This window comes from Streptomyces sp. NPDC043738 (assembly GCF_056436545.1).
Genome location: NZ_JBWKCJ010000001.1, coordinates 390,813 through 408,497 on the forward strand (window position 1 = coordinate 390,813; position 17,685 = coordinate 408,497).

Here is a 17,685-nt window from a genome sequence, read left to right on the forward strand (position 1 = left end):
TCCGTCTTGCTGTCTTCAGGGGGACATGCCTCAATGGGCAGCGATTCAGGTTCGCTGACCCCCCATCAGATCTGGCTCCGGCAGACCCGGAGCGGTCGGTCGGCACGGGCTCCACCCCGGGCCCCGCGTGACCGCCCGTCATCCCCTCGCACACCCCTCGACGGTCGGCGTCACGGACCTGCCACCCCCCACACGAAGGCGGTACCCCATGAGTCACGTCAGATCCGGCAAGCTCGGCATCGGTACGGCGCTCGGCGTCGCCGTCGCCGCCGCGGGCACGCTCGCGATGGCACCGGCCGCGACCGCGGTGACCCCCGACACCGCCACCCTCTCGTTCGACTGCGGTTCCTACGGCTCCGGTACGGCGACGCTGACCGCCACTCAGGACGGCACGGCCGCCACCATCAGCGTGTCCACCTCGGCGATCAAATCGCCGATAGACATCGGGGCGAACTCGGTCAGGTCCACGCTGACGCTCACCAAGAACGGTTCGGAGACGGTCGACTTCAGCGGCGGCTCCAACCCGGCCATCCCGGCCGGCGGCGAGGTCTCCACCGGACCGCTCAGCGGCACGGTCGCCGCGGGCGACAGTCTGGAGGGCAAGTCCCTCAAGGTCGTGGTGCTGGGGATCACCGCCACCTGCAACGCCACCTCGCCGCAGTCCCCGGGACCGTTCGTCTTCTGATCCCGAACGGCCCGTCCGATCCCGCACGGCCCGTCGGCGTGTCGGCCCGACGGCACAGGACCGGCGGGGCTTCGCCGCCCCGCCGCCCCGCCGGTCCGCCGGTCCTGCGGTTACCGGATCCGGTCCACCGTCACCGCCGGCTCAGGCCGGTCCGCCGCCGGCGCCCTCGCCGCCGGCGCTCCCGCCGCCCTGCCGGGCCAGGTTCGAGCGCCGGTAGGAGTACGCGAAGTAGACGACCAGGCCGATCAGGAACCAGACCGCGAACCGCACCCAGGTCTGCCACGCCAGGAACGTGATCAGCCAGATCGAGAAGCACACGCCGATCGCGGGGACCACCGGCATCCCGGGCGTACGGAAGGTGCGCGGCAGGTCGGGGCGCTTGTAGCGGAGCACGATCACCGCGACGCAGACCACCACGAACGCGAGCAGGATGCCGATGTTCGTCAGCTCGGCGGCCTCACCGATCGGCAGGAAGCCCGCGATGAGGGCGGAGGCGAAGCCGACGATCCAGGTCACCCTGGTCGGCACATGGTGCTTGGGGCTGGTCTTGGCGAACCACTTCGGCAGCAGGCCGTCCCGGCTCATCGAGAACCAGACCCGGGTCACCCCGAGCATGAAGGTGAACATGACGGTCAGGATGCCGATGATCGCGCCGACCGCGATGACGTCCGCGAGGCCGGTCAGCCCCACCGCCTTGAACGCCGACGAGAAGCCGCTCTCGGGGTCGATGGACTTGTAGTCCTGCATACCCGTCAGCACCAGGCAGGCCAGTACGTACAGCACCATCGAGATCGCCAGCGAGTACATGATGGCCTTGGGCATGTGCCGCTGGGCGTCCTTGGACTCCTCGGCCGCGGTGCTCATGGCGTCATAGCCGAACACCGCGAAGAAGACGGTGGCCGCTCCGGTGAACGCGCCGCTCACGCCGAAGGGGAAGAAGGGGTGGTAGTTCGCGGTGTCGATGTGGAAGAAGCCGACGACGATGACCACCACGACCACCAGGACCTTCAGGCCCACCACGATCGTCTCGAAGCGCGCGGCGTTCTTGATGCCCAGCGTCAGCAGATAGGCGATCAGAAGGCAGAGCACCGCCGCGAAGAGGTCGACGCGGTGGCCCGGCCCCGTCCCGGGCGCACCCAGCATCCAGGCGGGCAGGTCCAGGCCCAGTTCCCCGAGCAGAAAGCCGAAGTAGCCCGAGATGCCGATGGCGACCACCGCGACGATCGCGGTGTATTCGAGCAGGAGGTCCCAGCCGATGAACCAGCCGGCCAGCTCCCCGAGGACCGCGTAGCCATAGGTGTAGGCCGAGCCCGCCTTCGGGATCAGCCCGGCGAACTCGGCGTAGGAGAAGGCGGCGGCGGCGCTCGCGACGCCCGCGATGAGAAAGGAGATCAGGACCGCGGGCCCGGCCTTTCCGTTCGCGACGGTGCCGGCCAGGGTGAAGATACCCGCGCCGATGATGCCGCCCACGCCGATGGCGGTCAGCTGCCACAGGCCGAGCGCCCGGGTCAGCTGCTGGCTGGCGGTGCCTTCCGGCTCCTCAATGTGTTCGATCGGTTTGCGGCGCCATACGCCCTGTCCCGCGCGCAGCCCCATGCGTCAACCCTCCGTAGGATCGCTCCGTCGTGGTCCGACGGCGGATCATCATGGACCCTCTCGGGCGCCTACGGAAGGCGACTCCCTAGTACTGCCGGGGACTCGCCGGGATACATACACGTGAGGGGTGTCCATCGGGCCGCACATCGGGGCGCGGGCCGGGCGTCCCGCCGGCGGGCCCGCCGGGTGCGTCCCGGCGTTCGAGCCGGACGGCCGGGCCTCCCGGTCACCCGGGGCTCACTCCGCTTCCTCCAGCCGGAATCCGACCTTCAGACCGACCTGGTAGTGGTCGATCTCGCCGTCGACGAGATGCCCGCGGACCTGGGTGATCTCGAACCAGTCGAGGTTGCGCAAGGTCTGCGAGGCGCGCTTGATGCCGTTGCGGATCGCGGCGTCCACGCTCTGCTGGGACGTCCCCACGATCTCGGTCACGCGGTACGTGCGGTCGGTCATGGTGGTCTCCCTCGGCCGGGGCGGCGCTCCGCCCGTCCACCTCCCACCGTGCCTCAGGGCGGCCCGCCCCACCAGCGGAGCAGTCGGCCCCTCTACGGGACGACGGTGACCGGCCAGCGTCCGGCCTTGACCAGGCGGACCGCGACCGAGCCCATGATGCGGTGCCCGGCCGACTCCGAGGCGCCGACCACCACCGCGTCGGCCTTGAGGTCGTCGGCCATCTGCACCATGCCGTTGTACGGATCGCCACGCAGCGTGTGGAACTCCCAGCGCACGTCGTATATCCCCTGCAGCCGCTCGGTCGCCCGGCGGATCTCCGCCATCAGCTCCTCGGCCACCTCGTTCGTCGTGTCCACCACCGGCGCACCCATCGCCGCCCCGGCCGGCAGCACCGGCTGGACGTAGACCAGGACGAGCTTGGAGCCCTGGCGCCGGGCCAGTCCGGCCGCATACGCGGCGGCGCGCCACGACGAGTCGGAACCGTCGATGCCGACGACGATCACCTTCGGGCCGTCCGTTCCGCGCTCGAACCGCGCGGCTGCGTTCTCCTCCACACCAGCGAGGTTATCCGCACATGCGTGCTGGCGGGCCCCTGGCCCCCGGGACGCGGTCTGCGGGTTCCCGGTTCGCGCGCCGCGGCCGGTACGCCCGGACGGCTCAGGCGGGTGCCGGCGGCCAGCTGTCCGCCGACAGCACGCCCAGCACATACGCCCTGGCGACCAGCGCGGTACGGCCCTGGACGCGCCAGCGCCGGGACAGCCGGGTGAGGTGGTAGTTCACCCCGTCGACCGTCAGTCCCAGTGCGGTGCCGATCGACGCCGTGGTCGCGCCGCCGGCGGCCAGCGCCAGGATCCGGGCCTCCACCGGGCTCGCCGTGCCGCGCGGTGCCGCCGGCGGCGGGGCGGTCTCGCGGACCCGCAGCAGGGCCAGCAGCGCGGGCGGCTGCTCGGAGGGGTCGCCGACCGGATCCACCGTCAGTTCCCCTTCCCGCTCGGCCCCGTCGGGCCCGGCCCGCCAGCGCACCTCGACCGGATAGCGCGAGCGGTGGCCCAGCCGCACGGCCTCCTCGATCCGCCGCAGCTGTTCCGCCGCCCGGGGCCTGAACAGATCCAGCAGGTTGCGGCCCCGCAGCTGCCCGGGCGCCACGCCCCACTGGCCGGCCATCGCCGGATTCGCGATCAGCACCTCGCCGTCCGCCCGGCACACCGCGGTCGGCGTCGGGATACGGTCGAGCAGGATCAGGAAGTAGTTGCGCCACGGGCCGCCCGTGTACGGCCCGGAACGGTCGGCGACGGGGCCGCGCGCACACGGCGGTTTGTGCCCGGTGGGCGGGTCGGCCCCCGGCCTGTCGTCGGCAGTCCCGTCGTCCATTGCCCCTTCTCAGGTCCGCGCGCAAGAGCGAGCAGCGAAAAACCACTGCACAATCATGCAGTTGCCGGGGCGCGAGCGGCACGCCGGGCCCCTCACGCTGGAGACATGACCGACACCATCGCGCTCCACAGCGACGAACGCGTCGCCGACGACGGCATTCCGGTCGCCGACATCACGGCGACCGGCATCACCAAGACGCCCATCCAGCAGGCCATGGACCTCGCCCGGATCCACGGCCCCGTCTACCGGCGCAAGCTCGGCGACCGCGAGACGCTCTTCTTGTCCTCGCTCGACCTGGTCACCGAGGTCGCCGACGAGACCCGCTTCGCCAAGGGCGTGTCGCTCATCCTGGAGAACGTCAGGGAGTTCGCCGGTGACGGTCTGTTCACCGCGTACAACGACGAGCCGAACTGGGCCAAGGCCCACGAGGTCCTGATGCCCGCCTTCGCGCTCGGCTCCATGCGCACCTACCACCCGGCCATGCTCAAGGTCGCCCGCCGGGTCATGGCCGCCTGGGACCGGCGGGTGGCCGACGGCACGCCCGTCGAGGTCGCCGAGGACATGACCCGGATGACGCTGGACACCATCGGGCTCGCCGGCTTCGGCTTCGACTTCGAGTCGTTCTCCCGCGGCGAGGGAGCGCATCCGTTCGTCGAGGCGATGGTGCGCTGCCTGGAATGGAGCGGGAAGAAGTTCGCCCGTGACCCGGACGCCGACCACTCGGCCGAGGACGCGGCGTTCCGGGCCGACGCGGACTACCTCGCCTCCGTCGTCGACGAGGTCATCGCCGCCCGTACGGCGAGCGGCGAGAGCGGCGACGAGGACCTGCTGGGCCTGATGCTGGGCTCCCGGGACCAGGGCGGCGAGGCGGAGGTGAGCGGTCCCCGTCTCGACCTCGCCAACATCCGCAACCAGGTCATCACCTTCCTGATCGCCGGTCACGAGACCACCTCGGGCGCGCTCTCCTTCGCCCTCTACCACCTGCTGAAGGACCCGCTCGCACTGCGCATGGTCCAGCGCGAGGCCGACGAACTCTTCGGCGACCAGGCCGACCCCGACCCCTCCTTCGAGGACATCGGGCGGCTGCCGTTCACCCGGCAGGTCCTCAACGAGGCGCTGCGGCTGTGGCCGACCGCCGCCGCCTTCACCCGCCAGGCCGCCGAGGACACCCTGCTCGGCGGGCGCTACCCGCTCAAGGCCGGCGACCTGGTCACCGTGCTCACCCCGATGCTGCACCGCGATCCGGCCTGGGGCGACAACCCCGAGCTGTTCGACCCCTCCCGCTTCAGCCCGGAGGCCGAGGCGGCTCGCTCCCCGCATGCCTACAAGCCGTTCGGGACCGGTGAACGCGCCTGCATCGGGCGGCAGTTCGCGCTGCACGAGGCGACCATGCTGCTCGCCCTGCTCGCGCACCGCTACCGGCTGATCGACCACCGCGGCTACCGGCTGCGCGTCAAGGAGACGCTGACGCTCAAGCCGGAGGGGTTCACGCTCACCCTGGCCGCCCGTACCCCCGCCGACCGCGCCGCGGTGCGCGCCGCCCTGAACGGGCTCCCCGGACTCTCCGGCGGCGTCGCCGGCGTCGCCGGCGGCGCGGGCGACCCGGCGGCCGACGATCAGCTGCCGACCCGGGTCCCGCAGGGCACCGGGCTGCTGCTGTTGCACGGCAGCAACTACGGAACCTGCCGCGAGTTCGCCGAACGGCTCGGCGACGAGGCCACCGGCCTGGGTTTCACCGCCGAGGTGGCGCCGCTGGACGCCCACGCCGGCGCGCTGCCCGCCGACCGGCCCGTCGTCATCGTCGCCGCCTCCTACAACGGCCAGCCCACCGATGACGCGGCCGCCTTCGTCCGCTGGCTGAACACCGCGCCCGACGGTGCGGCCGCGGACGTCCCGTTCGCCGTCCTCGGCGTGGGCGACCGCAACTGGGCCGCCACCTACCAGCACATACCGACCCTCATCGACGACCGGCTCGACGCGCTCGGCGGCCACCGGCTGCTGCCGCGCGCCGAGGCCGACGCCTCCGGCGATCTGAACGGCACCGTCCAGGCGTTCACCGCCGCGCTGCGGACCCGGCTGCTGGGCCGGTACGGCGACCCGGCCAGCGCCGGCGCGAGCACCCCGGCCGCCGAGGACACCGGCTACACGGTCACCGAGGTCACCGGCGGCCCGCTCGACGCGCTCGCCGCCCGGCACGACCTCACCGCGATGACCGTCACCGAGGCCTACGACCTGACCGCGCAGGACTGGCCGCGGCCCAAGCGCTTCCTGCGGCTCGCGCTGCCGGACGGCGTCGAGTACCGCACCGCCGACCACCTCGCGGTGCTGCCGGCCAACGCCCCCGCGGCCGTCGAGCGGGCGGCCCGGGCCCTCGGCGTCGACCTCGACACCGTCCTCGCGCTGCACGCCGGCAACCGCCCCGGCCGCGACACCCTGCCCCTGGACCGGCCGGTGTCCGTACGCCAACTCCTCACCCACCACCTCGAACTGGGCATGCGGCCGACACCCGGTCAGGTCGCAGTGCTCGCCGCGCACAACCCCTGCCCGCCCGAGCGGCACGCTCTCGAAGCCCTCGCCGAGGACGATCCGCGCACCCTGATCGAGCTGGTCGAGGCGCATCCGGCGCTGCGCGGCGCACTGTCCTGGCCCACGCTCCTGGAGCTGCTGCCGCCGCTGCGCGTCCGGCACTACTCGGTGTCGTCCTCGCCCGCCACCGACCCCCGGCACGCCGATCTGATGGTCTCGCTGCTGCCCGGCGGCACCGGCTCGTCCCATCTGCACACCCTGCGGCCCGGCGACACCGTCCTGGCCCGCATCCAGCCCTGTCGGGAAGCCTTCCGCCTCGACCCGGCCGATGACACCCCCGTCATCCTCATCGCCGCCGGCACGGGCCTGGCACCCTTCCGCGGTGCGATCGCCGACCGGGTCGCCGCGGGCCGGCAGGGGCCCGCCCGGCTCTACTTCGGCTGCGACGACCCCACCGCGGACTTCCTGCACGCCGCGGAGTTCGCCGCCGCCGAAGCCGCCGGGGCGGTCTCCCTACGCCCGGTCTTCAGCGACCGCCCCGAGCACGGCCACCGCTTCGTACAGCACCGGATCGCCGCCGAGGGCACCGAGGTGTGGGAGCTGCTGCAGGCCGGTGCGCGGGTGTACGTCTGCGGCGACGGCAGCCGGATGGCGCCCGGCGTACGGGCCGCCTTCCGCGAACTGCACGCCGCCCACACCGGCGCCACCCCGCAGGAGTCCGAGGCCTGGCTGCGCGAACTGACCGCCTCCGGCCGCTACATCGAGGACGTCTACGCGGCCGGCTGACGGCCGGTCCGCCCTCTTCACGAGTGCCTGCCCCCCGGGCGAGCAGGCGGGCTGGATCTTCCGGCCCGCTGGGGACAAGGTGGGACGGTGCGGCCGACACGGGCCGCACCGTCCGTCGGCCATGACCCGGCCGGCGGCCCGACTGGGGGGACACCGGCATGACCAAAGCCCTGATCATCGGAGGCGGCATCGCGGGGGCGGTGACCGCGATGGCCCTGCACAAGGCGGGCATCGACTCGGAGATATTCGAGGCGTACCCGTCCGGCGCCGACGACGTCGGCGCCTTTCTCGTGGTCTTCGCCAACGGCCTCGAAGCGTTGCGGGTGATCGACGCCCACGGCCCGGTCGTCGAGCACTCCTTCCCGGCGCAGCGGGTGGAGTTCCTCGGCAACGACGGTGCACGGCTGGGCGAGCGCCCCATCGCGGGCACCGAACAGGGCACCGACCTCGGCCCGCGCACCCTGCGGCGGGCCACCCTCTACCAGGTGCTGCACGCCGAGGCGGCGCGCCGCGGGATCGCCGTACGGCACGGGAAGCGGCTGGTCGGCGCCGAGACCGTGCACGGCGCGGACGGCCGGCGGGTGGTCGCGGCCTTCGCCGACGGCAGCCGCGCCGAGGGCGATCTGCTGATCGGCGCGGACGGACTGCACTCCGTCACCCGCACCCTCATCGACCCGGCCGCGCCGCGGCCGCGCTACACCGGTCAGAACACCGTCTGCGGCTACACCCGCGACGCGGAGGTCCCGCTCGCACCGGACACCTACACCATGATCTTCGGCAAGCGGGCCTTCTTCGGCTGCACCCGCGCCCCGGACGGCGAGGTCTGGTGGTTCGCCAACGTGCCGGGCACCGAACTGGACCGCGCCCAAGCGCCGATGACCAGCCCCGAAACCTGGCGCGCCAGGGTCGCCGGGCTCTTCTCCGACGACGACACTCCGGCCGCGGCCATCGTCCGCGCCACCGGCGACCGCGTCATCGCCTCCAACGCCTACGACATCGCCACCACCCCGACCTGGTACACCGACACCATGGTCGTCCTCGGCGACGCCGCCCACGCCGCCGCTCCCAACGCCGCCCAGGGCGCGTCCATGGCCATCGAGGACAGCGTGGTCCTCGCCAAGTGCCTGCGCGACCGGCCCGATCCGCGCAGCGCCTTCGCCGCGTACGAGGAGCTGCGCCGGGAGCGGGTGGAGAAGGTCGTCGCCGCCAGTGCCGGGATGGCCAAACTCACCGCGTCGGGCGCCACCGGCCGCCCCTCGCGCCCGGACGGCGCCCGCGAGCGCGGCAGTGCGGGCGCCGACGACTGGCTGACGGGGTACCGGATCGCGTGGTGAGGCGGGCGGCGGCCGAGGCGGCTAGTTTCCTGCCCCGCGGCGTCCGCTCCGGACCGGAAGGTGGACGACCACGAGCGCGATCCCGGCGACGGTGACGTTACGGGCTGCCGCCTCCAGGCCGTTCCAGGTCTCCGACTGCCACATCGCGAACCACTCGCCGCCGACCGCCATGAAGCCCGCGCCGAACAGCAGCAGGATCATCAGCAGGCCCAGGGTACTGATCCGTTGGGCGCGGACGAGGTCGTCGCCGCGCCGCAGGGCGACGGTCCACAGGGCGCTGGCGGCGATCAGCACCAGCGCGGCGAGCGTCTCCCAGACGATGATCGCCACGTACGCGGCGTCCTGGAGCGGGTGCGAGGTGATGGCCCGCCACATCAGGTCCGGATCCTTGAACGTGGTGTCCATGGCCAGGACATGGCGGACGAACTGCTGATTGGTACCGAAGTCGGTGATGTTGCCGAAGGCGACGAGCGCGATGTAGAGCGCGACCGTTGCGGTGAGGACGGCCGCCGCGAGCGGCAGGCCGGTGCGCGAGGCCTTCCCGGTCGTCGTCCCGCTTCCGTCCGTTCCCCTTCCCGTCGAAGAGCTCGCCGAGCCGGTGCCGGTCCGGGTGTCGGCGTCCGCCTCGGTGTGCGTGTGCGCGTTGGTGTTCGCGTCGGTCATGAGTCCTCCTGTGCTGGCCGGTGTTGGCCGGTGTCGTGCGCCGTGTGCGTCCGCTGCGCCCACCCTGTGATCCCCACCGCGGCCAACTCCCGTACGCTGGCGCCCGATCGACCGGGCGACCGACCGGCCGAGGACCTAGGGAAGCGGGGCTCATGAACGGGAAGCGGTGTGTGGGGACGGTTGCCGCCGCGGCGGCGGCGATGATGGCGGTGACCGGACCGGCGGGTGCCGAGCCGGCCGCCGCCATGACGTACGGCACCAGCACGTCCGTGGGCGTCCACAATGCCTACGACAAGGAGAAGTATCCCTACTTCGCGGATGCGCTGGACTCCGGCGCCGCACTGCTCGAACTCGATCTCTGGTCCAACGGACTGGGCCGGTCCTGGCGGGTCTCGCACAGCAACCCGCTCGGGAACAACAACAACTGCGAGGGCGCCGCGCACGCGTCGGAGCTGCGCACCAAGGACCGCAACCAGGACTTCGGCGGCTGCCTCGCCGACATGAAGGCCTGGCACGACGCGCACCCCGGCCACCGCCCCATCCTGGTCAAGGTCGAGATGAAGGACGGATTCAACGCCAAGGGGGGGCGTGGACCGGCCGAGTTCGACGCACTGATACGGCAGAAGCTGGGCGACGCGGTGTACGGTCCGGGCGACCTGACCGCCGGGCACGCCACGCCCGACGAGGCGGTGCGGGCCGGCGGCTGGCCCTCGCGCGACGACCTGGCCGGAAAGTTCCTCTTCGAGCTGATACCCGGCACGCTGGAGGAGAACAACCCGCTCGACAAGCTGTGGACCGACGTCGAGTACGCCCGGCATCTGAAGGACCTCGAGGGGCAGGGGAGGCTGGCGCGGTCCACGGCCTTCCCCGCGGTGCACGGGGCGGCTCCCGGCGACCCCCGTGAGCGCTACCAGGATCCGGCGCTGCGCCCCTGGTTCGTGGTCTTCGACGGCGACGCCGCGACGTACCTCAACGGCTCCATCGACACCGCCTGGTACGACACCCGCCACTACCTCCTGATCATGACCGACGCGCACAACGTCCCGCCGGCGATCGACGGCACCCGCCCGACCGAGACGCAGGCGCTGGCCCGGGTGAACCAGCTCGCCGCCGCACACGCCAGTTTCGCCACCGCCGACTGGTACCCGCTGCCGTCGGTCCTCAAGACCGTGGTGCCGCGCGGGGCCTGACGGGCGGGACCGGGGCCGGTTCGGCGGTCGCGCGTCGGTAGAGGGCGGCGGCGTCCGCGCCGAGCCGGCTGCTGTACGACACGAGGTCGTCGCCGCCCTCGTCGAGACCGCCGACCACCCCGATGAGCGAGCCGGTGCCGGTGGCCGGGTCCAGGTCGGTGAGCATCGGCCCGCCGCTCGTCCCGTTGGGGAACCCCGGGCAGCGGAAGCGCAGTTGGGACGGGCCCTGGGCGTCCGCCGTGTGTTGGCAGCCGATCGGGGTGTCCCGGTCGGAGGGGTAGCCGGTCAGCAGGGCCGGGCGCCCGGGCGGCGCGTCGAACCGGATCCGCTCGGCGCCCGTCACGTCCTCTATCCGGCCGCCGGCCCGCCCCGGTCTGCGCACCCGCAGGAACGCCACATCGTGGTCGGGGTCCCGGTCGCTGATCCAGCGCGGATCGACATGGATCCGGGTGGGCACCCACAGGCCGTACGGCGCGATCCCGTCGCGCAGACCGGGCGCGAAGACGAGCCGGGTGCGGAAGCCGCCGTCGTGCACACAGTGCGCGGCGGTGACGACCAGATCGCCGGCGGGGGCGTGCACCACGCTCGCCGTGCAGTGGTGTGCCGGGTCACCGTCGTCGCCGGGGGAGAAGAGCGCCCCGATGGCCGGTGAGGGCGCAGCCGGGGCCGCCTCCAGGGGCCGGGACACCGGCAGCGGAGCCGTCGTCCCGCCGCCGCGCCGGAGCGTCACGGGCGGACCGGGGCGTTCCGTGTACGGCCCGGCGAGCACGGAAGCGGCGGCCTGGTCGCCGTCGGCGCGGGTCGCGAGGTACGAGCCGGTGGTGCTGTCCCCGGCGGCCAGGAACGGATCGCGCCGGGGCGTGCTCAGCGCCAGCGCCGTGCTGCCCAGCACGACGGTGAGGACTGCGAGCGCCATCGTCGCCCGCAGCGGAACGCCGGCCCGGCCCCGACCCCTGCAGGCCGGCCCGCCGGGACCCGGGCAGGCCTCGGCCGCCGCGCCCACGCCGTACGCCGCCGGCGCGGTCCCGCGTTCGCTCGTCTCCACCGACAGCCGCCTCGCCGCATCAGCCGGGGCGTCCGCAGGACACCGGATCGCCACCGGAACCAGACATTTCACTCAGTCTGATGCAGGGGGGACCGTGTTGGTTGATCACCGAGGGCGGATCACCGCGCGCGGTGGACGAGAACCGGCCGGGCGCGGCCCGTAGGGCGACCCTGGCGACGCCCATGGCCCCCGGCCCGGCGGCCGTGGCGCGGCCGACGGCGCCGCCGCACCGCCCCCGACCGCCGGAACGCGGCCGACTCGCCCATCCGGGTGACCCGCGCCGCGGGCCCGGCGCTCACCGCGTCAGCCGTGCGTCCCGTACCGCCGCGTTGTGCCGGATCAGGGTCTCCGCCAGGCCGAACTCGTTCGGGAAGTCCATCGGCACGATGCCAAGGCCCGTCCAGGAACTGCCTTCCGAGCCCTCCAGAAGGGACTTGACCTGCGGATTGAGGCGGTCCGCGTTGGAGCGCGGCGGGAGCAGGGCGGCGGTGCTGACGTAGTTGACGAAGAGCTTGCCGGGCTCGGTGACCGCCTTGCGGAACTGGGCCTCGATCTTGGGGTACTTCCCGAACGGCTCGGCCATGTAGTCGTCCTGGATGTCGAACAGCGAGGGATCGGCGTAGCGGACGCCGCCGAGGCCGTCGGAGTCCGCCAGCAGGACGACCCTGCCGCGTGCCCCGCCCAGCGTCGGCAGGTCGCCCTCCAGGCGGAAGAGCGAGCGGTAGCCCTTGTCGTCCAGATAGATGCCGAAGATCCGGCGGAACTCCTCGGCGCCGACCTCCGAGTACTCCTGCTTGAGGCGCATCAGCACCGTTTCGGACGGGTGCGCCCGCAGATACGCCCGGCAGGCGTTGAGCACGTCGCCGAACATCAGCTCCTGGTAGAAGGCGCCGTGATGGATGGCGAAGACGTCGTCGACGGCCCGGCAGCGCACGTCGAGGAAGCGGATTCCGCTGCTGAGCTGAGCCTCGACGGAGGTGTTCTGGCAGGCGACCCAGGGGCCGCCGATCCGGGCACCGGAGTCGTGGGTGCCGGGGATCGTCAGGCGCGGCAGGGGGGTGTCGTCGGCGAGCGCCGACATCCAGTCCTGGACGGAGAGCGCGGCGGGCGCGGCCGGCCGGCGGCCCGCCGCCCCGGCCGTGAACCATCCGCTGCCCGCCCCCGCCAGTACGCCGGCGGCCGACAGACCGGCCGCGCCCCTGAGGAAATTCCGCCGATCCAGCCCCTGCCCCATGCCGCGTCCCTGCCCCTCGACTCCGCGCGCGGTGCGCCCGCCCGGTGCGAACGTGTGATCGGGGCATCGAACCACACCGGCGCCGCACATGGGACCCGGCCGGCGCGCCCGAGGGCACACCGGCCGGGAATCGACGGTCGATCAGGCGCGGAAGGACAGTGACAGCGCGAAGCGGTCCGCGCTGTCGGTCCACCAGTTGGTCAACTCCATCCCGGCCGCGGCGAGTTCGGCCCGCACGCCGTCCTGGCGGAACTTCGCCGAGATCTCGGTGCGGACGTCCTCTCCGGCCGCGAAGGTGACCGCGAGATCCACTCCGGGGATCTTCACGGTCAGCTCCTTGCGGGCCCGCAGCCGCATCTCGATCCACTCCTGCTCGGCGTTCCACAGTGCGACATGGTCGAAGTCCGCCGGATCGAAATCGCCGTCCAGCTCGCGGTTGATGACCTCCATGACGTTCTTGTTGAAGTCGGCCGTCACGCCCTGCGGATCGTCGTACGCGGCGACCAGCGTGGCCTCGTCCTTGACCAGGTCGGTACCGAGCAGCAGGGCGTCGCCCGGGGACAGCATGGCGTGGACGGAGCGCAGGAACGCGGCGCGCTCCTCGGGGAGCAGGTTGCCGATGGTGCCGCCGAGGAAGGCGAGCAGCCGCGGAGCGGGCGTGTCGGGGAGTTCGACGCCCTGCTGGAAGTCGGCGACCAGGGCGTGCACGGTCAGGCCGGGGTGCTCGGCCAGCAGCGCCTCGCCCGCCGCGGCCAGCGCGGACTCGCTGACGTCGATGGGGAGGTAGGTGTGCAGCCCGGTCAGCGCACCGATCAGATGGCGGGTCTTGTCGGAGGAGCCGGAGCCCAGCTCGACCAGGGTGCGGGCGTTGGTGGCCGCGGCGATGTGGTCGGCGCGGGTGAGCAGGATCTCCCGCTCGGCGCGGGTCGGGTAGTAGTCGGGCAGCCTGGTGATCTCTTCGAACAGCTCACTGCCGCGCGCGTCGTAGAACCACTTGGGCGGCAGCTGCTTGGGGGTGTCGGACAGCCCTTGGGCGACGTCGGCGCGCAGCGCGGCCGCGGTGGCGTCGGCAGGGAGGGTGCGGGTGATGCTGAGCGGGCTCACGTGGTGGGCTCCTTGAGCGGGGTGAGGTGGACTCCGGTGCGGGTGGCGCGCAGCAGGGTGCGGTCGGGGACCTCGGTCCAGTGGGGGGAATCGTCGTACGGTTCGGCGGCGACGACCCGGCCGCCGCCGGGAATCGTCAGGTGGAACAGGGTGTCGCCCCAGGTCGTGGCGGCGATGGAGGTGCCGTCGGTCAGCAGCAGGTTGAGCCGGGAGGCGGGCGCGGCCGCGGCGACGGCCGTGACCGTGTCCGCCAGCGCCTCGCCCAGCTCGTCACCGCGGGCCAGTCGGTGCTGCACCAGCGCCCACACGAACGCCGCGTCGCAGCGGGCCTGCAACCGCAGCAGCTCGGTCGGCGGCAGCTCGGCCGCCAGCGGGGCGAGGGAGTCCGGCCAGCCGGTCACCGCGCCGTTGTGGCTGAAGAGGTGGCGGTCGCCGGCGAACGGCGCGGCCGCCGCCTCGGCGTCCGCACCGGCGGTGGTGGCGTCCCGTACGGCGGCCAGCAGCGCGCCGGTGCGCACCACCCGCGCCAGGTCGGGCAGCTGCTCGTCGGCCCAGATCGGCCCGGCCCGGCGGTAGCGGGCGGGCACCGGGTCGCCGGGCGCGTACCAGCCGACGCCGAACCCGTCCGCGTTGACCGTGCCGTGCCGCTGGCGGCGCGGCGCCCACGACTGCCGGTACAGGCCGTGCGGCGGGTCCAGCACGATCTGCCCGAAGGGTATCGGCGGCCCCACATAGGCGATATGACGGCACATCAGCGCAACCCCTCCCGTGTCGCCGGGCTCATGCGTCCGCCGCCGGGTCGGCGTCCCTGGCGGTCCGGAACCCGGAGAAGATCTGCCGGCGGACCGGCAGGTCCCAGTTGCGGAAGGTGCCCCGGCAGGCGACCGGGTCGACGGCGAACGACCCGCCGCGCAGCACCTTGTACTGATCGCCGAAGAACACCTCGGAGTACTCGCGGTAGGGGAAGGCGGCGAAGCCCGGATACGGCAGGAAGTCGCTCGCCGTCCACTCCCACACATCGCCGATCAGCTGCCGTACGCCCAGTGGCGACTGGCCGTCCGGGTAGCTGCCGACGGGGGCGGGCCGCAGATGCCGCTGGCCGAGGTTGGCGTGCGCCGGCGTGGGGTCCTCGTCCCCCCAGGGATAGCGCATCGACCGGCCGGTCTCCGGGTCGTACCGGGCGGCCTTCTCCCATTCGGCCTCGGTCGGCAGCCGCCGGCCGGCCCAGCGCGCATAGGCGTCCGCCTCGTACCAGCTGACGTGCAGTACCGGCTCGTCCGGTGGGACGGGCTCGGTGACCCCGAATCTCCGGCGCAGCCACTGGCCGCCGTCCCGCTTCCAGAACAGCGGTGCGCGCAGCTTGTTCTCCTGCACCTGCGCCCAGCCCGCCGCGGCCCACCAGCGCGGTTCGCGGTAGCCCCCGTCCTCGATGAACCGCTGGTAGGCACCGTTGCTGACCGGTGTGGTGTCGATCAGGAAGGGCGGCACCAGCCGGTGGTGCGCGGGCCGCTCGTTGTCCAGCGCCCAGGGCTCGGTGGACGTCCCCATGGTGAAGGGACCGCCGGACACCAGGACTTCGTCGACCAGCGTTTCGTCGAGAGCAACGGTCAACGGCTCCGCCTCGCTCAGCACTGGTGGACCCGAGCGGAGCTGATGCGTGATGAGCATGGTCTCGTCGTGCTGCTGCTCATGCTGGGCGATCATGCCGAAGGCGAAGCCCGCGTCCAGCAGCGGACCGCCGTGCAGCGGGGCGGTCTCCAGGATGTCCAGCACCCGGCCGCGGACCTCGGCCACGTAGCCGTGCGCCTCGTCCGGTGCCAGCAACGGCAGTGAGGGGCGCTCGGCGCGGGGATGCTCGAAGGCGTCGTAGACGGAGTCGATGTCCGGCCGCAGGGCGTCGCGGCCACCGACGGTGCGCAGCAGCCACTGCTCCTCCTGGTTGCCTATGTGCGCCAGGTCCCACACCAGCGGGGACATCAGCGGGGAGTGCTGTGCGACGAGATCGGGGTGCTCGACGCAGGTGGTCAGCAGGCGGGTGCGGTCGCGGGCGGTGCGCAGCGCCGAGGCGGCCCGTTCGCGAAGGAGCTCGGGGTCGTGGGTCACTGGCCGTCCTTCCCAAGCAGGAGAGCGACCTCCGCGGCGTACAGGGCGTCGAGATGGTCGTCCGCGGGACAGCGTCCGCGCGTCACATAGCGGTCGGTGAACTCCGCGACCGCGGTGCGTACTTCAAGGGAGGCGCCGAGGCGTGGCAGGGCCTCCTGTGCGGCGGCGAAGCAGGCCACCGCCGCGGAGTGCAGCTCCGGGTCGGTCAGCGCTCCGCGGGCCGCGCGCCGCCACAGCGGATTGCGCGGCGCGGGCCGGGAACCGGCCGTGTCGGCGAGGGGTTTGACGATGCGGTAGGCGCGCTCCGTGGCCTCCGCATCGTCGAAGAGGGCGGCGGTCACGGCCAGCGGCACGATCCATCCGCCGTCGCCCGACTGCGCGTCGATCATGCGCAGCTCCAGATGGCCGCGCGGCCGCACGGGCGGGAAGAGCGTGGTGACGTGGTAGTCCAGATCCTCCCGGGTCGGTGGTCTGGGGACGCCCGTACGGACCCACTCGCGGAAGGTGAGCCCCTCCGGCGCGTCCCAGGGGCCGTCCTCGTTGCGGATGCACATCACCGGCGCGTCCAGGACGTAGCGCGCCCAGGCGGTGCGGGGATCCGGCCCCTGGGGCGGGGCGAGCGTACGGCCCGGGTCGAGCTGGGACCAGACGATCTGGCGGGTGGTGCGGTACCCCGTGGGGCAGCCCTCGCTGGTCGGCGAGTTGGCGAACGCGGCGGTCAGCACCGCGCCGAGCAGATGGGCCAGCCGCCACCGCCGGCCGAGTCCGAACGGCCCCGGCTCCTCGTGGCCCGCGTCCACGCAGACCTGCACGGACGCGGTGGCGCACATCATGGCCCGGCCGGCGGAGCCCCAGCGGTCGAAGTAGGCCTCCATGGCGTTGTACCGCGGTTCGGTCAGTACCCGGCGCGGGGGGTGCCATGGATTGTGGCCGTGGCCGGCCATTCCCAGGCCCATCTCCAGCATGGCGGGGCGGACCAGCGCGAGGTCGGCCGTGACGGCCTCGATGCACTCGGTCAGGGAGGTGGCGGGCAGCGAGCTGAGCTCCAGCTGGCCGCCGGGTTCGAAGGTCAGGAGCGAGGTGAGGGGCAGGGCGCGCAGTGCGCCGGCCGCGTGGCGCAGCCGGTCCGGTTCGACCGGACATCGGGGGTTGCGCGCGTCGTGGACCAGCCACTCGATCTCGACGCCGATACGGCGCGGCGGACCGGTCTTGAAGCATATGCCGTGCAGGTGAGCCTCGAGTTCCGCTTCCGATTCTGCAGGCCGTACCGGCATGGAATCGCCCTCCCTTGTGGGGTCGCGGCAGGAATGCCGCCCTCCACCTAATCTGCTGCGGGCGATCCGCTCAAGGGCGCGTTCGCGCGGCGGACGGCCCGGACGGCCCGCCGCCGGGAGAGCGCGCCCTTTGGGGTGGGGGGCTTCCCCGCGGTGTCGCGGCGCCCCCGCGCCGCCCGGAAGGCCTTCCCGCCTGTGGACGGGTCCCCGGTGCGCACCGGGGAGCGGCGGTTGGGCGAGCGGCGGGGGTGCGGCCGTTCGAGTGAGGTCGGGGGAGGCGGGAGGCGGGAGGGGAGAGGGGGAGTGGCGGGAAAGCGGGGT

15 protein-coding genes are annotated in these 17,685 nt (G+C 73.0%); 4 read left to right on the forward strand and 11 right to left on the reverse strand.

Annotation, left to right across the window (positions count from 1 at the left end; translation table 11 throughout):
• Window positions 1–208 precede the first annotated feature (208 nt).
• Entirely contained in the window at window positions 209–685 is a 477-nt protein-coding gene (locus AC0680_RS01745; protein ID WP_478624046.1) for a hypothetical protein, read from the forward strand.
• A gap of 141 nt (window positions 686–826) precedes the next feature.
• Here the strand turns inward: AC0680_RS01745 and AC0680_RS01750 are convergent, their stop codons facing one another.
• From AC0680_RS01750 to AC0680_RS01765, 4 genes are all read right to left on the reverse strand, one after another.
• Window positions 827–2,281, reverse strand: coding sequence for an amino acid permease (locus AC0680_RS01750; RefSeq protein WP_478624047.1), 1,455 nt, complete (start codon window positions 2,279–2,281; stop codon window positions 827–829).
• Window positions 2,282–2,518: 237 nt separating this feature from the next.
• A complete protein-coding gene (locus AC0680_RS01755) occupies window positions 2,519–2,734 on the reverse strand; it encodes a dodecin (RefSeq protein ID WP_478624049.1) in 216 nt (71 codons plus the stop codon).
• 92 nt (window positions 2,735–2,826) lie between these two features.
• The gene (locus tag AC0680_RS01760; RefSeq protein WP_478624050.1) at window positions 2,827–3,288 is read right to left on the reverse strand and encodes a universal stress protein; all 462 of its coding nucleotides are present in this window, start codon (window positions 3,286–3,288) and stop codon (window positions 2,827–2,829) included.
• Between the two features lie 103 nt (window positions 3,289–3,391).
• Window positions 3,392–4,105: a PAS domain-containing protein gene (locus AC0680_RS01765; protein ID WP_478624052.1), complete on the reverse strand. Its 714-nt coding sequence runs from the start codon at window positions 4,103–4,105 to the stop codon at window positions 3,392–3,394.
• Between the two features lie 105 nt (window positions 4,106–4,210).
• On the opposite strand from AC0680_RS01765, the gene AC0680_RS01770 reads away from it, so the two are divergent.
• Window positions 4,211–7,417, forward strand: a complete 3,207-nt coding sequence (locus AC0680_RS01770) for a cytochrome P450 (protein WP_478624053.1) — start codon at window positions 4,211–4,213, stop codon at window positions 7,415–7,417.
• A 158-nt stretch (window positions 7,418–7,575) separates the two neighbouring features.
• Window positions 7,576–8,751 carry an FAD-dependent monooxygenase gene (locus AC0680_RS01775; RefSeq protein ID WP_478624055.1) on the forward strand — a complete coding sequence of 392 codons (1,176 nt, stop codon included), beginning with the start codon at window positions 7,576–7,578 and terminating at the stop codon, window positions 8,749–8,751.
• Window positions 8,752–8,772: 21 nt separating this feature from the next.
• On the opposite strand, the gene AC0680_RS01780 is transcribed toward AC0680_RS01775, so the two are convergent.
• Window positions 8,773–9,414: a DUF2165 domain-containing protein gene (locus AC0680_RS01780; RefSeq protein ID WP_478624057.1), complete on the reverse strand. Its 642-nt coding sequence runs from the start codon at window positions 9,412–9,414 to the stop codon at window positions 8,773–8,775.
• Window positions 9,415–9,566: 152 nt separating this feature from the next.
• Here AC0680_RS01780 and AC0680_RS01785 point away from each other — a divergent pair, with 152 nt between their 5' ends.
• The gene (locus AC0680_RS01785) at window positions 9,567–10,604 is read left to right on the forward strand and encodes a phosphatidylinositol-specific phospholipase C domain-containing protein (protein WP_478624058.1); all 1,038 of its coding nucleotides are present in this window, start codon (window positions 9,567–9,569) and stop codon (window positions 10,602–10,604) included.
• Here the strand turns inward: AC0680_RS01785 and AC0680_RS01790 are convergent.
• The 6 genes from AC0680_RS01790 to egtA form a co-directional block, all read right to left on the reverse strand.
• Complete coding sequence (locus tag AC0680_RS01790; RefSeq protein WP_478624060.1) at window positions 10,576–11,520, reverse strand: trypsin-like serine peptidase; 945 nt, start codon at window positions 11,518–11,520, stop codon at window positions 10,576–10,578. The genes AC0680_RS01785 and AC0680_RS01790 overlap by 29 nt on opposite strands.
• A gap of 424 nt (window positions 11,521–11,944) precedes the next feature.
• Complete coding sequence (locus tag AC0680_RS01795; RefSeq protein ID WP_478624062.1) at window positions 11,945–12,883, reverse strand: phosphatidylinositol-specific phospholipase C domain-containing protein; 939 nt, start codon at window positions 12,881–12,883, stop codon at window positions 11,945–11,947.
• 141 nt (window positions 12,884–13,024) lie between these two features.
• Window positions 13,025–13,987, reverse strand: a complete 963-nt coding sequence (egtD, locus tag AC0680_RS01800) for an L-histidine N(alpha)-methyltransferase (RefSeq protein WP_478624063.1) — start codon at window positions 13,985–13,987, stop codon at window positions 13,025–13,027.
• Window positions 13,984–14,739 carry an ergothioneine biosynthesis protein EgtC gene (egtC, locus tag AC0680_RS01805; protein WP_478624065.1) on the reverse strand — a complete coding sequence of 252 codons (756 nt, stop codon included), beginning with the start codon at window positions 14,737–14,739 and terminating at the stop codon, window positions 13,984–13,986. Before egtC ends, egtD begins: the two co-directional genes overlap by 4 nt.
• Window positions 14,740–14,767: 28 nt before the next feature.
• Window positions 14,768–16,090 carry an ergothioneine biosynthesis protein EgtB gene (egtB, locus tag AC0680_RS01810; RefSeq protein ID WP_478624066.1) on the reverse strand — a complete coding sequence of 441 codons (1,323 nt, stop codon included), beginning with the start codon at window positions 16,088–16,090 and terminating at the stop codon, window positions 14,768–14,770.
• A complete protein-coding gene (gene egtA / locus AC0680_RS01815; RefSeq protein ID WP_478624068.1) occupies window positions 16,087–17,364 on the reverse strand; it encodes an ergothioneine biosynthesis glutamate--cysteine ligase EgtA in 1,278 nt (425 codons plus the stop codon). Before egtA ends, egtB begins: the two co-directional genes overlap by 4 nt.
• Window positions 17,365–17,685: the final 321 nt, after the last annotated feature.

What these genes read in the sequence shown, in the direction of transcription:
- AC0680_RS01765 (WP_478624052.1), bottom strand. Translation starts at nt 4,105, where the DNA reads ATGGACGACGGGACTGCCGACGACAGGCCGGGGGCCGACCCGCCCACC.
- AC0680_RS01790 (WP_478624060.1), bottom strand. Translation starts at nt 11,520, where the DNA reads ATGGCGCTCGCAGTCCTCACCGTCGTGCTGGGCAGCACGGCGCTGGCG.
- egtA (WP_478624068.1), bottom strand. Translation starts at nt 17,364, where the DNA reads ATGCCGGTACGGCCTGCAGAATCGGAAGCGGAACTCGAGGCTCACCTG.
- AC0680_RS01795 (WP_478624062.1), bottom strand. Translation starts at nt 12,883, where the DNA reads ATGGGGCAGGGGCTGGATCGGCGGAATTTCCTCAGGGGCGCGGCCGGT.
- AC0680_RS01745 (WP_478624046.1), top strand. Translation starts at nt 209, where the DNA reads ATGAGTCACGTCAGATCCGGCAAGCTCGGCATCGGTACGGCGCTCGGC.
- AC0680_RS01770 (WP_478624053.1), top strand. Translation starts at nt 4,211, where the DNA reads ATGACCGACACCATCGCGCTCCACAGCGACGAACGCGTCGCCGACGAC.
- AC0680_RS01780 (WP_478624057.1), bottom strand. Translation starts at nt 9,414, where the DNA reads ATGACCGACGCGAACACCAACGCGCACACGCACACCGAGGCGGACGCC.
- AC0680_RS01775 (WP_478624055.1), top strand. Translation starts at nt 7,576, where the DNA reads ATGACCAAAGCCCTGATCATCGGAGGCGGCATCGCGGGGGCGGTGACC.
- AC0680_RS01755 (WP_478624049.1), bottom strand. Translation starts at nt 2,734, where the DNA reads ATGACCGACCGCACGTACCGCGTGACCGAGATCGTGGGGACGTCCCAG.
- egtC (WP_478624065.1), bottom strand. Translation starts at nt 14,739, where the DNA reads ATGTGCCGTCATATCGCCTATGTGGGGCCGCCGATACCCTTCGGGCAG.
- AC0680_RS01750 (WP_478624047.1), bottom strand. Translation starts at nt 2,281, where the DNA reads ATGGGGCTGCGCGCGGGACAGGGCGTATGGCGCCGCAAACCGATCGAA.
- AC0680_RS01785 (WP_478624058.1), top strand. Translation starts at nt 9,567, where the DNA reads ATGAACGGGAAGCGGTGTGTGGGGACGGTTGCCGCCGCGGCGGCGGCG.